Annotated in this window: 12 protein-coding genes; all 12 read left to right on the top strand. The window is 65.0% G+C overall.

Features of this window, described 5'->3' with window-relative positions:
- The first annotated feature begins 58 nt into the window (after nucleotides 1–58).
- Nucleotides 59–2,113 carry a ribonuclease catalytic domain-containing protein gene (locus tag NCS28_RS11510; RefSeq protein ID WP_250513950.1) on the top strand — a complete coding sequence of 685 codons (2,055 nt, stop codon included), beginning with the start codon at nucleotides 59–61 and terminating at the stop codon, nucleotides 2,111–2,113.
- Nucleotides 2,110–2,952: a shikimate dehydrogenase gene (aroE, locus tag NCS28_RS11505; RefSeq protein ID WP_250513949.1), complete on the top strand. Its 843-nt coding sequence runs from the start codon at nucleotides 2,110–2,112 to the stop codon at nucleotides 2,950–2,952. Before NCS28_RS11510 ends, aroE begins: the two co-directional genes overlap by 4 nt.
- Entirely contained in the window at nucleotides 2,952–3,701 is a 750-nt protein-coding gene (gene mtgA, locus NCS28_RS11500; RefSeq protein ID WP_250513948.1) for a monofunctional biosynthetic peptidoglycan transglycosylase, read from the top strand. The genes aroE and mtgA overlap by 1 nt, the downstream gene beginning before the upstream one ends.
- A 330-nt stretch (nucleotides 3,702–4,031) precedes the next feature.
- Entirely contained in the window at nucleotides 4,032–4,976 is a 945-nt protein-coding gene (locus NCS28_RS11495) for an IclR family transcriptional regulator (RefSeq protein WP_250514007.1), read from the top strand.
- Complete coding sequence (locus NCS28_RS11490; protein WP_250513947.1) at nucleotides 4,973–5,950, top strand: 2-dehydro-3-deoxygalactonokinase; 978 nt, start codon at nucleotides 4,973–4,975, stop codon at nucleotides 5,948–5,950. The genes NCS28_RS11495 and NCS28_RS11490 overlap by 4 nt, the downstream gene beginning before the upstream one ends.
- A 14-nt stretch (nucleotides 5,951–5,964) precedes the next feature.
- A complete protein-coding gene (locus NCS28_RS11485; protein ID WP_250513946.1) occupies nucleotides 5,965–6,642 on the top strand; it encodes a 2-dehydro-3-deoxy-6-phosphogalactonate aldolase in 678 nt (225 codons plus the stop codon).
- Entirely contained in the window at nucleotides 6,639–7,418 is a 780-nt protein-coding gene (locus NCS28_RS11480; protein ID WP_250513945.1) for an SDR family oxidoreductase, read from the top strand. Before NCS28_RS11485 ends, NCS28_RS11480 begins: the two co-directional genes overlap by 4 nt.
- Before the next feature lie 131 nt (nucleotides 7,419–7,549).
- Nucleotides 7,550–8,557: an arabinose ABC transporter substrate-binding protein gene (locus NCS28_RS11475; protein WP_250513944.1), complete on the top strand. Its 1,008-nt coding sequence runs from the start codon at nucleotides 7,550–7,552 to the stop codon at nucleotides 8,555–8,557.
- 57 nt (nucleotides 8,558–8,614) lie between these two features.
- Nucleotides 8,615–10,129 carry an L-arabinose ABC transporter ATP-binding protein AraG gene (gene araG, locus NCS28_RS11470; RefSeq protein ID WP_250513943.1) on the top strand — a complete coding sequence of 505 codons (1,515 nt, stop codon included), beginning with the start codon at nucleotides 8,615–8,617 and terminating at the stop codon, nucleotides 10,127–10,129.
- Between the two features lie 18 nt (nucleotides 10,130–10,147).
- The gene (gene araH / locus NCS28_RS11465) at nucleotides 10,148–11,164 is read left to right on the top strand and encodes an L-arabinose ABC transporter permease AraH (RefSeq protein ID WP_250513942.1); all 1,017 of its coding nucleotides are present in this window, start codon (nucleotides 10,148–10,150) and stop codon (nucleotides 11,162–11,164) included.
- A gap of 703 nt (nucleotides 11,165–11,867) precedes the next feature.
- On the top strand, nucleotides 11,868–12,656 hold the full coding sequence (locus NCS28_RS11460) for an SDR family NAD(P)-dependent oxidoreductase (protein ID WP_250514006.1): 789 nt from the start codon (nucleotides 11,868–11,870) through the stop codon (nucleotides 12,654–12,656).
- Nucleotides 12,647–13,534 (top strand): SMP-30/gluconolactonase/LRE family protein, encoded by an 888-nt coding sequence (locus NCS28_RS11455; protein WP_502801178.1) that lies wholly within the window; start codon nucleotides 12,647–12,649, stop codon nucleotides 13,532–13,534. Before NCS28_RS11460 ends, NCS28_RS11455 begins: the two co-directional genes overlap by 10 nt.
- Nucleotides 13,535–13,611 lie beyond the last annotated feature (77 nt).

The following is a 13,611-nucleotide window of genomic DNA, read 5'->3' as shown; positions in this document are numbered from 1 at the left end:
TAATTCAACCACCGGCGCAAATCACGCGGCCCGGTCCACCGTTTTACGAGAGTATTGAGTGAACGTTTTCTTCGAGGAATCGGGTAGTTTTAAGGCCGGATCGGTGTTGTCCAAACAGGGCGACGCGTTCCAGGTCGAGCTACCGGGCGGGCGGCGCGCCAAGGTGCGCGCGAAAGACGTGCTGATCGAATTCGACAAACCCGCCGCCGGCGACCTGATGCAGGAAGCCGACGCCATCGCGCAGGAGATCGATCTCGACTTTCTGTGGGAATGCGCGCCCGACGACGAATTTCCGTTCGCCGCGCTCGGAGCGGATTACTTCGGCGACAAATTCGGTCCCACGGAACGCGCGGCGCTCGTCCTGCGCATGCACGGCGCGCCGGTCTATTTCCGGCGCAAGGGGCGCGGCCAGTATCAGCGCGCGCCGCAGGAGCAATTGCAGATGGCGCTCGCGTCGCTGGAGCGCAAGCGTCAGCAGGCGCTCGTGCAACAAAGCTACGAAGACGATTTGAAGGCGGGCAAGCTGCCCGACGCGCTGAAGGACAAGGCGCTCGGCCTGCTCACCAAACCGGACAAGAATTCCATCGAGTACAAGGCGCTCGAAGCGGCGGCGGCCGCGCGCGGCATTTCGCAGGCGCGGCTGATGCTCGAATGCGGCGGCATCGCGTCGCCGCGCGCGTTGCATGAAGCGCGCTTCCTGTCGGAGTACTTTCCGCATGGCACCGGCTTTCCGTCGGTGCAACCGGGGCCGTTGCCCCAAGACTTGCCCGAGGCGGATGTCGAAGCCTTCTCCATCGACGACGTCACCACGACCGAAATCGACGACGCCTTCTCCGTCCAGCATCTCTCCGATGGCCGTGTGCGCGTGGGCATTCACATCGCGGCGCCGGCGCTCGGCATCGCGCGCGGCGACATGATCGATGCGATCGCGCGCGGGCGTCTCTCGACGGTCTACATGCCCGGCGACAAGATCACGATGCTGCCGGACAACGTCGTCGACGTGTTCACCCTCGGCGAAGGCGGGCTGCGCCCGGCGCTGTCGCTGTACATCATCGTGAATCGCGAAACGCAGGACATCGTCGCGACGGAAACGCGCGCCGAGCGCGTGTTCGTGAAGAGCAACCTGCGCCACAACCATCTCGACGCGTTCGTCACCGAGGAAAGCCTCGCCGCCGGCACCGGCGATTACGCGCACAAAGACGACATCGCGGTGCTGTGGCCGCTCGCGCAGGCGCTCTTCGAAAAGCGTCAGCAGGCGCGCGCGTCGTATGGTCTCAAGCGCGAAGTGCAGCGCAACAACGACTTCAACTTTTATGTCGATGGCGAGCACATCACGATCACGCCGCGCCGTCGCGGTTCGCCGCTCGATCTGATCGTCGCGGAACTCGCGATTCTCGCGAATTCGTCGTGGGGCGCGTTCCTCGACGACCACGGCGTGCCGGGCATTTATCGCTCGCAGCGCGGCTTCGGCGGTCCCGGACCGAAGCGCACGCGCATGCAGACGACGCCCGCGCCGCACGAAGGGCTGGGCGTCGCGCAATACGCGTGGAGCACGTCGCCGCTGCGCCGCTACGTCGATCTCGTCAATCAATGGCAACTGCTCGCGTGCGTCCAGCATGGCGTGACGGCCAAGCTCGCCGCGCCGTTCAAGCCGAAGGACGCGGATCTCTTCGCCGTCGTGCAGGGTTTCGACGACACGTACACCGCGTATGCCGATCATCAGCGCCGCATGGAGTATTTCTGGTGTCTGCGCTGGCTGAAGCAGGAGAACAGGAAGCATGTTCCGGCGTCCGTCATCAAGGACGATCTCGTGCGGCTGGAAGAAATCCCGCTGATCCTGCACGTGCCGGGTCTCGGCGTGCATGCGCGCGGCACGCGTGTGATGCTGGAAGTCGTGTCGATCGATGAATTGACCGTCGAGGCGTCCTGCCGTCTGCTGCACGTCATCGATGCGCCGTCCGCGAGCGCGCCGGCCGAGGAAGACGAAGCCGAGGAGGAGATCATCGAGACCGACGATCTGTCCGCAGAGAGCGAGGCGGAAGCGCAGGCCGAAGCCTCGGCGGAACAGCCACAACCGGAAGCGCCGGACAACGCGCAGGAGCCGACGCCATGAAAGATCGATACGCGGTGATCGGCAATCCGGTCGAGCACAGCAAATCGCCGTGGATTCACGCGAAGTTTGCCGAGCAGACTGGCGAGCCGATCGAATACGGGCGCATTCTCGGACCGCTCGATGGCTTCGAGCGTGAGGTGAAGAACTTCATCGCGTCGGGCGGGCGCGGCATGAACGTCACGGTGCCGTTCAAGCTCGAAGCGCACGCGCTCGCGGATTCGCTGTCGCCGCGCGCGGCGGCGGCGGGCGCGGTCAACACACTCGCCTTCGGTCCCGACGGCGTGCGCGGCGACAACACCGACGGCGTCGGCCTCGTGCGCGACATCGAAGCGAATCTCGGTGTGAGCTTGAAGGGCGCGCGCATTCTGCTGCTCGGCGCGGGCGGCGCGGCGCGCGGCGTCGTGTTGCCGATCTTCGATCGCGCGCCGGCGGCGCTCACCATCGTCAATCGCACGGCGGCGAGGGCTCATCAGCTCGTCGACCAGTTCGCGCGCAACGCGGCCGACTGCGGCGTACGCTTCTCGGGCGGCGGCGCCGGCAGCGCGGAAACGGGCCGCTACCACGTGATCGTCAACGCGACCGCGGGCAGTCTCGACGCCGCCTTGCCCGATTGCGACGACAGCGCATTCGGCGCGGGCACGCTCGCCTACGACATGATGTACGGCGCGCAACCGACCGTCTTCATGCAGCACGCCTCGACGCTCGGCGCGCGCGCGTCGGACGGCCTCGGCATGCTGGTCGAGCAGGCCGCGGAATCGTTCTTCATCTGGCGCGGCGTGCGCCCGGACGGCGGCGCGGTGCTGCGCGAACTGCGCCAGACGCTCGCTGCGAAAGCCTGATGACCACCGCGCCGCCCGGGACTCGCGCGCCACGCGTGCACAAAGCGGTGCGGCTCGGCCCGGCGCGATGGATCCTGTACGGCGTATCGGTGCTCGGCATCGCCTTCATCGCGACGCAACTCTACTTCTTCGCGCAGATCGGCATCTGGACGGTTGTGAATCCCGGCCCGACGGCCTTCATGCGCGCCGATGCATGGACGCTCGCGAAGACGCATCCCGGCGTGTCGCTGCAGCGCACGTGGGTGCCGTACGACCAGATTTCGCGCAACCTCAAGCGCGCGATTATCGCGTCGGAAGATGCCAACTTCGTCAACAACAACGGCTACGAAACCGACGCCATTCTTCAGGCGTGGGAGAAGAACAAGGCGCGCGGGAAAATTGTCGCGGGCGGTTCGACCATTTCGCAGCAGCTCGCGCGCAATCTCTTTCTGTCGCGCGAGAAGAGTTATGTCCGCAAGGCGCAGGAGCTCGCCATCACGTGGATGCTCGAATTCTGGATGGATAAGGAGCGCATCTTCGAGATCTATCTGAATTCGGTCGAGTGGGGCAACGGCGTGTATGGCGCGCAGGCGGCGGCGCAGTATTACTACAAGACATCGGCGGCGAATCTGACGGTCGGGCAGAGCGCGCGGCTCGCCGTGATGCTGCCGCGGCCGAAGTATTTCGACGACCATCGCAATGCGCCGTATCTGTCGCAGCGTTCCCGCGTGATCGCGCGGCGGATGGGTGCGGCGGAGCTGCCGCAGTGAAATTTAGCTTGCCAGCCTAAACAACGTAAAGCCCTGATTAATCAGGGCTTTTTTGCTTTCAAATCGCTGTCGTCTGTCAGGTTAATTCCCATTATGTGAGCGTGACGATCACATATTGAATAATTCGAAGTGCCGGAACTACAATCCGGCCAAAGCCTGAACGGCACATGCGTGCGACGACCGAAGGACCCAATGGCGCGCACGACCAGAACAATGGAGACACGTCATGCACTCGATCGCCTGCCCGCGCTCGCGGGCCTCTTCACACGATTCGCACGCCGCGGCGAGCGCGGACGCTTTCCGGCGCGTATCGTGATCGAGTCCCGCGCCATGACCAAATTCCAGGACCCGGAAACCGACGCCGCCGAAGCGCGATCAGCGCACGCCAGCGGCCCGAGCGTGAAGCGCAACGGCGCGAGCGGGACGAAGCACACGCCCGATCCCGATGCGATCGCGCTGCCGAGCGCGCTCGTCGACGTCACGCCGCAGCAAGCCGGCACGCAGACGCTCCTGCGCGGCCTCGCGATTCTCGAAGCCGCCGCGAATGGCGCACGCGATCTGCGCGCATTCGGCGCGGCGCTCGGCACGACGCGCAGCACGACGCACCGGCTCGTCAGCTCGCTCGTTCAGGCGCGCTATCTGCGCCAGGTTCAGGGCGGTTATCTGCTCGGGCCGAAGCTCATCGAACTGGGCACGATCGCGCTCGAACAGATGCCGCTCACGGCGGTCGCGCGCCCGCATCTGCAAGCGCTCGCCGAGCACACGCACGACACCATCCACCTCGGCGTGCGCGATGGCGACGACGTCCTCTACATCGACAAGATTCCGGGCACGCGCGGCCTGGAGATGCGCTCGCGCGTCGGGCATCGCATGCCGCTCGCGTCGACGGGCATCGGCAAGGCGATGATGCTCGACCTCGAAGCGAACGCTTGGAAGAAGCTGCTCGAAGCGTCGCATCGCGTGCTCGCGAAAACGAGCTTCAAGCCCGACAACCGCCCCGACTTCGAGACCTTCCAGCAGCGCATGACGCGCTATTCGCAAGGCGGCTTCACGTTCGATCTCGAAGAGAACGAGGCATCGATACGCTGCGTCGCCGCGCCGGTGCGCGATGCGTCGGGCGCGATCGTCGCGGCTTTGTCGGTGGCAAGCACCATTCCCTATATGCCGCATGAGCGTATGGAAGAACTGATTCCGGTCGTGCAGCGCGAGGCGCGCGCGATCTCCGAGGAACTCGGCTGGCGCGCTCCGCTGGCGGCGCGCAGGATCAAGCGATGAAGGCAACCGTTTCCGCGCCCGCGCTCATTGCGCTCGACTGGGGCACGACGTCGCTGCGCGCCTATCTGCTGGGCGCCGACGGCGCCGCGCTCGACACGCGCGCGTCGTCCGCCGGCATCATGAATCTGCCCGCGGGCGGCTTCGATCAGGCGTTCGAGAAAACCTGCGGCGCGTGGCTCGATGCGCATGCGCCGTTGCCCGTGATCGCCGCGGGCATGGTCGGCAGCGCGCAGGGCTGGGTGGAAGCGCCCTACGTCGAAACGCCCGCGGGCGCGGATGCGCTCGTCGCGGGCATCGTCACGGTGAAGGCGTCGCGCGGCGTCGCGGTGCATGTGGTGCCCGGCGTGCTGGAGCGCGGCGTGTTGCCCAACGTGATGCGCGGCGAGGAAACGCAGATCTTCGGCGCGCTGGCGAGCGAGCCGTCGCTCGGAACCTCGGACGGCGCGCTGATCGGCTTGCCGGGCACGCATGCGAAATGGGCGTTCGTGAGCGATGAGCGCATCGAGCGCTTCTACACCTTCATGACGGGCGAGACGTTCGCCGCGCTGCGCGATCACTCGATTCTCGGCCGCACGATGCATCCGAGCGCGACGCACGACGAACAGGCGTTCGTGCGCGGCGTCGATACGGCGCGCGATGCCGGCGACGCAGGCATGCTCGCGACGATCTTCACCACGCGCACGCTCGGCCTCACCGGTCAGTTGTCGGGCGAGCAGCAGCCGGATTATTTGTCGGGATTGTTGATCGGCCACGAATTGCGTGGCCTGAACGAAGTGCTCACGCGCGAACACGCCGCGCTCGCGGGAAAGACGTTGCGCCTGATCGGCAGCGACGCGCTCTGCGACCGCTATCGCGTCGCGCTTTCGCGCTTCGGTTGCCATGACGCGCCGACCGTCGCGCAGGCCACCGAGCACGGCCTTTACCGAATCGCAGCACTTGCCGGGCTCGTCGCCGCGCCCGTGCGCACCGCCTGAGAAGGAGCCACACGATGCAGCCTCACATCAATTTGCCCGCGCCGTACGGCATGCACGGCGGCCTCGCGCACGCGCTCGCTGCGTGCCCGCTGATCGCGATCCTGCGCGGCGTGACGCCCGCCGATGCAGCCGAACAGGGCCGCGCGCTGTACGAAGCGGGTTTTCGCATCGTCGAAGTGCCGCTCAATTCGCCGCAGCCGTTCGACAGCATCGCGGCGATCCGTCAGGCGCTGCCAGCCGATGCGATCGTCGGGGCGGGAACGGTGCTGCATCCGAGCTACGTCGACAGCGTGAAGGCCGCCGGCGGCGAGCTCGTCGTGATGCCGCACAGCGACGCCGATGTCGTGCGCGCCGCGAAGGCGCACGGTCTCGCGTGCGCGCCGGGCGTCGCGACGCCGAACGAGGCGTTTCTCGCGCTGAAGAACGGCGCGGACGTGCTGAAGATGTTCCCCGCCGAGCAGCTCGGCCCGACCGTGACGAAGGCATGGCGCGCGGTGATCGCGCAGGAAGTGCCGCTCGTGCCGGTCGGCGGCATTTCGCCCGACAACATGGGGCCGTTTTTGAGCGCGGGCGCGAACGGCTTCGGCCTCGGCTCCGCGCTGTACAAGCCGGGCCAGAGCGCGGAGACGACGGCATCCAACGCGCGGGCGTTCATCGACGGACTCGCGAAAGCGCGAGGCGACATCAAATGAACCGGCTCGCCGGCAAAGTGACGATGGTCACGGGCGCGGGACGCGGCATTGGCGCGGCGATCGCGCTCGCGTTCGCGCGCGAGGGCGCGTCGGTGGCGCTGGCGGAGCTCGATATCGACACGGCGCGCGCGACGGCCGAGCGCATTTCGTCGGAAGTGAGCGGCGCGCGCGTGCTCGCGGTGCAGACCGACGTGACGCAAAGCGCGCAGGTGAGGGAAGCCGTCGAGCACATCGAGGCTTCCTTGGGCCCGCTCGACGTGCTCGTGAACAACGCCGGCATCAACGTGTTTTGCGATCCGCTCACGATGACCGACGACGACTGGCGCCGCTGTTTCGCCGTCGATCTCGACGGCGTGTGGAACGGCTGCCGCGCGGTGCTGCCGGGCATGGTCGAGCGCGAGCGGGGCAGCATCGTGAATATCGCGTCGACGCACGCTTTCAAGATCATTCCCGGCTGCTTTCCGTATCCGGTGGCGAAGCACGGCGTGATCGGACTGACACGCGCGCTCGGCATCGAATACGCGCCGAACAACGTGCGCGTGAACGCAATCGCGCCGGGTTACATCGAAACGCAATTGACGCTGGATTGGTGGGAATCCCAAGCCGATCCGCAGGCCGCGCGCCAGGCGACGCTCGATCTTCAGCCTATGAAGCGCATCGGCCAGCCGCAGGAAGTCGCGATGACGGCGGTGTTCCTCGCATCGGACGAGGCGCCGTTCATCAACGCGAGCTGCATCACCGTGGACGGCGGCCGTTGCGCGCTGTACCACGACTGAACAACGAACCACCGAAGAATGACGCACTGGCCGCGGTGCGGCATCACGAAAGAAAACAACGCGGCCACACACCTTCGTTAGCGCCCGTGCGCGGGCATTGTTCGACATCGGAAGAAGTCGGGAGACAAAAAATGAAACGCAGACTGTTCCTCACGCTGATCGCCGCCGCCACGGCAACGAGCGCGTCCATGATCGCGGCGCCCGTCGCGCAGGCCGCCGACGACGTCAAGATCGGCTTCCTCGTGAAGCAGCCGGAAGAACCATGGTTCCAGGACGAGTGGAAATTCGCGGAAATGGCCGCGAAGGAGAAGGGCTTCACGCTCGTGAAGATCGGCGCGCCGTCGGGTGAAAAGGTGATGAGCGCGATCGACAACCTCGCCGCGCAGAAGGCGCAGGGCTTCATCATCTGCACGCCGGACGTGAAGCTCGGACCGGGCATCGTCGCGAAGGCGAAGGCCGACAAGCTCAAGATGATGACGGTCGACGACCGCCTCGTCGACGGCTCGGGCAAGCCGATCGAAGCCGTGCCGCACATGGGCATTTCGGCCTACAACATCGGCAAGCAGGTGGGCGACGGCATCGCCGCCGAAATCAAGAAGCGCGGCTGGGACATGAAGGACGTCGGCGCGATCGACGTGACCTACGAACAACTGCCGACCGCGCACGACCGCACGAGCGGCGCGACCGACGCGCTCGTCGCCGCCGGCTTCCCGAAGGCGAACATCGTCGCCGCGCCGCAAGCGAAGACCGACACCGAGAACGCGTTCAATGCCGCGAATATCGCGCTCACGAAGAACCCGCAGTTCAAGCACTGGGTCGCGTACGGCCTGAACGACGAAGCCGTGCTCGGCGCCGTGCGCGCGGCGGAAGGCCGCGGCTTCAAGGCGGACAACATGATCGGTATCGGTATCGGCGGATCGGACTCGGCGTTGAACGAGTTCAAGAAGCCGAATCCGACGGGCTTCTACGGCACCGTCATCATCAGCCCGAAGCGGCACGGCGAAGAGACGTCCGAGCTGATGTACGCGTGGATCAAGGACGGCAAGGCGCCGCCGCCGCTCACGCTCACGACCGGCATGCTGGCCACGCGTGACAACGTGGCGTCGGTGCGTCAGCAGATGGGTCTGGCGTCGAACTAAAAGTGCAATGGCGGGCCGCGTTTCGATGATGCGGCCCGCGCGAAACCAGGAGGCGATGTGTCAGCGACGCTGCGTTTTGACAATATCGGCAAGGTGTTTCCAGGCGTGCGCGCGCTCGATGGCGTGTCGTTCGACGTCAACGCCGGCGAAGTTCACGGCTTGATGGGCGAGAACGGCGCGGGCAAGTCGACCTTGCTCAAGATTCTCGGCGGCGAGTATCAGCCCGATTCGGGGCGCGTGCTCATCGACGACAAGGAAGTGCATTTCGCGAGCGCGGCGGCTTCGATCGCGTCGGGCATCGCGGTGATTCATCAGGAATTGCAGTACGTGCCGGACCTGACCGTGTCCGAAAACCTGCTGCTCGGCGCGCTGCCGAACCGGCTCGGCTGGGTCGACAAGCGTGCGGCGAAAGCGCACGTGCGCGAGCGGCTCACGGCGATGGGCGTCGATCTCGATCCGAACGCGAAGCTGCGCAAGCTCTCGATCGCGCAGCGGCAGATGGTCGAAATCTGCAAGGCGCTGCTGCGCAACGCGCGCGTGATCGCGCTGGACGAACCGACGAGTTCGCTGTCGCATCGCGAGACGGAAGTGCTCTTCAAGCTCGTGCGCGATCTCAAGGCGGACAATCGCGCGCTGATCTACATCTCGCATCGCATGGACGAGATCTACGAGCTGTGCGATGCATGCACGATTTTCCGCGACGGACGCAAGATCGCGTCGCATCTGGCGCTTGCGGACGTGCCGCGCGAAACGCTCGTGCAGGAAATGGTCGGCCGGGAAATCAGCGACATCTACAACTATCGGGCGCGGCCTTTGGGCGAAGTGCGCTTTTCAGTGAAGGACGTGCAGGGCGATGCGTTGAGCGCGCCCGCGAGCTTCGAGGTGAAGCGCGGTGAGATCGTCGGTTTCTTCGGGCTGGTCGGCGCGGGCCGCAGCGAGCTGATGCATCTCGTCTACGGCGCGGATAAAAAGAAGGACGGCACGATCACGCTCGACGGCCAGGCAATCCGCGTGCGCAGCACCGGCGAGGCGATTCGCCACGGCATTGTGCTGTGTCCGGAAGATCGCAAGGAAGAAGGCATCGTCGCGATGGCGACGGTCGCGGAGAACATCAACATTTCGTGCCGCCGTCACTATCTGCGTGGCGGGCTGTTTCTCGATCGGAAGAAGGAAGCGCAGACGGCCGAGCGTTTCATTCAGCTTCTCAAGATCAAGACGCCGAGCCGCAAGCAGCGCATTCGCTTTCTGTCGGGCGGCAATCAGCAGAAGGCGATTCTTTCGCGCTGGCTCGCGGAGCCGGATCTGAAGGTCGTGATTCTCGACGAACCGACGCGCGGCATCGACGTCGGCGCGAAGCATGAAATCTATAACGTGATCTATCAGCTCGCGGAGCGCGGCTGCGCGATCGTGATGATTTCGTCGGAGTTGCCGGAAGTGCTCGGCGTGTCCGACCGAATCGTCGTGATGCGGCAGGGGCGGATCGCGGGCGAATTGCCGCGCGACAAGGCGAGCGAACAGGCGGTGCTGAGTCTCGCGCTGCCGCAGAGCGATAGCGTCGCCGAAGCGGCGTAAGGACAAGAGGAGCGAATCATGGAAGCAAGAGAAAACATCGTGGGGCAGGCGACCGAGACCGTCGCGAACGCGCTGATCCCGCAAAAGAACGACAAGCAGAAGTGGTGGCAGCAGATCACGGAATACAGCTTGATCGTGATCTTCGTCGTCATGTTCCTGACGATGTCGCTGACCGTCGATCACTTCTTCTCGATCGAGAACATGCTGGGCCTGGCGTTGTCGATTTCGCAGATCGGCATGGTCGCGTGCACGATGATGTTCTGTCTCGCCTCGCGCGACTTCGACTTGTCGGTCGGTTCGACGATCGCGTTCGCCGGCGTGCTCTGCGCGATGGTGCTCAACGCGACGGACAACACCGCGATCGCGATCGTCGCGGCGGTGGCGGCGGGCGCGGTGATCGGCTTCGTGAACGGCGCGGTGATCGCCTATCTGCGCATCAACGCGCTGATCACCACGCTGGCGACGATGGAGATCGTGCGCGGGCTCGGGTTCATCGTGTCGCACGGACAGGCGGTCGGCGTGTCGTCGGATACGTTCATCGCGCTCGGCGGTTTGTCGATGTTCGGGATTTCCCTGCCTATCTGGGTGACGCTTGCGTGTTTCATCGTTTTTGGCGTATTGCTCAACCAGACTGTGTATGGACGCAATACGTTGGCGATCGGCGGCAATCCGGAGGCTTCGCGGCTCGCGGGGATCAATGTCGAGCGCACGCGCGTGTGGATCTTTTTGATTCAGGGCGCCGTCACCGCGCTGGCGGGCGTCATTCTCGCTTCGCGGATTACGTCGGGGCAGCCGAATGCGGCTCAGGGTTTCGAGCTGAACGTGATTTCGGCTTGCGTGCTGGGCGGGGTTTCGCTCCTCGGCGGGCGGGCTACGATTTCTGGCGTCGTGATCGGGGTGCTCATCATGGGCACGGTCGAGAACGTCATGAATCTTTTGAATATCGATGCGTTCTATCAGTACCTCGTGCGGGGGGCGATCTTGCTGGCTGCTGTGTTGCTCGATCAGTTGAAGAATCGCGGTTCCAGAGATTGAGGGTGAGGGTGCTTCGGCTTTCGTGGAGTTCTGCTTTCGTGTCGGTTTATTAGCGTTGCCCCTGTGCGGGGCGGCAGTCACTTTCTTTGCTGCTGCAAAGAAAGTAACCAAAGAAAGCAGCTTCTCACCGCCCGCGGTCACACGCAGTTTGGCCACGCGTGCCAGCCGCCGATGGCCCTCGCCTAAGTGTCGCCCTCAAAGGCCCAACCGGGCTTGGCTCGCGCACGGTCTGACGCGCTAATAGTTTAAGGGCGCTGGTTCCGCACGAAAGCGTTCCGGCACAGCGCTACGCGCTGCCGCCGGGTCTGCAAGGGAAACCGACGGAGCATATGTGCAGTGCGTTGAGCTGAGATGGCGGTGTGAGTAGAGAAGCATAGAAGTATGCGCGGACCCGATTGACCGGTCGGCCGCGAAGCGGGCCGGAGCTATTTGGTGCTGAACCAGCAAGTAAGGCGGTGCGATGTGACAGACCGTGCGCGAGCCAAGCTCAGTCAGGCCTTCGAGGGCGACACTTAGGCGAGTGCCACGGGCGGCTGGCAAGTATGGCCAAACTGCGTGTGACCGCGGGCGTGTGGAGCTGCTTTCTTTGGTTACTTTCTTTGCAGCAGCAAAGAAAGTGACTGCCGCCCCGCACAGGGGCAGAGCCGATAGACCGACACGAACACAGGATTCCACGAGCTCAAAAGCAAAGAGACAACCCAACATGGCACTCACCAACAATTCACTAGCAAGCTACCCCAGCCTGAAAGGCAAAACCGTCCTCATCACCGGTGGAGCAACCGGCATCGGCGAGGGCTTCGTCGAACACTTCTTCGATCAAGGCGCGAAGGTCGCCTTCTTCGACATAGACACTGACGCCGGCGAAGCGCTCGCCGACCGCCTCGGCGCAGCCCTGACAGCAAACCAGACCCGCCCGATGTTCCTGCGCGTCGACCTTACCGACATCGACGCACTGCGAAAAGGCATCGCAGATGTAAGAACCGCGCTCGGCCCGATCGGCGTGCTCGTCAACAACGCAGCCAACGACAAGCGCCACGCGATCGAGGACGTCACGCCGGAGTCCTACGACGCAGGCATCGCGGTCAACATCCGCCATCAGTTCTTCGCGGCTCAGGCCGTCATCGACGATATGAAGCGCCTGGGCGGCGGCTCGATCATCAATCTCGGCTCGATCAGCTGGATGCTCAAGCAAGGCAACTTCCCCGTCTACACGACGTCGAAATCAGCGGTGCAGGGCATGACGCGCGGCCTCGCGCGCGACCTCGGCAAGTTCGGCATCCGTGTGAATACGCTCGTGCCCGGCTGGGTGATGACCGAAAAGCAAAAGCGCCTGTGGCTCGACGAGGCCGGCAAGGAAGCGATCAAGCAAGGTCAGTGCATCGGCGGGGAATTGCTGCCCGCGCATCTCGCGCGCACGGCGCTCTTTCTCGCTTCGGACGATAGCAGCATGATTACGGCGCAAGACATCATCGTCGACGGAGGTTGGGCCTGATGAACTCGACTCGCGCGCAGCTTCTGGTCGACAGTCAATGTTCGCTCGGCGAGGGCGCGACGTGGTGCGCCGCGAGCGGCCGCTTCTGGTGGACCGATATTGAAGGCAAGGCGCTGTGGCGCTACGATCCGCGCGACGGCGCGAGCGAATCGTTCGCGATGCCCGAGCGGCTCGCCTGCTTCACGCCGTGCGCCGATGCGCGTTTCCTGCTGCTCGGCCTCGCGTCGCGGCTCGCGTTCTATGAAATCGCGACGGGTCACATCGACACCATCATGGAAGTCGAAGCCGATTTGCCGACGCGCCTCAACGATGGCCGCTGCGACCGCGAAGGCCGCTTCGTGTTCGGCACGAAGCACGACGTGGAAGATGCGCAGGCGATCGGCGGGTTTTATCGGCTGAACGGGGATCTGTCGCTGGAGCGCCTGCCGCTCGGCGATTGCGCGATCTCGAACAGCATCGGTTTTTCCCCCGACGGCGCGACGATGTATTACTGTGACTCCCCGACGCGCCAGATCCGCGTCTGCGACTATCCGACGTTCGCCAACGACCGCGTATTCGTCGAGCTGACGGATGCGGCCGGCGTGCCCGACGGCTCTATCCTCGATGCCGAAGGCGGCTTGTGGAATGCGCAGTGGGGCGGCGCGCGCGTCGTGCGCTACGGACGCGACGGCCGCGAGACGGCGCGCATCGACGTGCCGACCGCGCAGCCGAGCTGCGTCGCGTTCGGCGGCGCGGACTTCGGCACGCTGTATGTGACGAGCGCGCGCATCGGCCTCGCCGACGACACGCTGAAAAGCGATGCGCACGCAGGCGGCGTGTTCGTCGCGACGCCGGGTGCGCGCGGCATCGCCGAAGCGGTATTCGCGGGCAAGGCGTAACGAACATAGCGAGGCGGCGCGCGATCGACGCGCCGCCCGGCACACCCCGGCGCCGCCGGGTTCTTCGCCTCTCGATG

The sequence above is a fragment of the Caballeronia sp. INDeC2 genome (assembly GCF_023631325.1).
In the GTDB taxonomy this organism is placed as follows: domain Bacteria; phylum Pseudomonadota; class Gammaproteobacteria; order Burkholderiales; family Burkholderiaceae; genus Caballeronia.
Note: the sequence above shows the minus strand (reverse complement) of the source record. Positions and strands in the feature narration are given on the sequence as shown.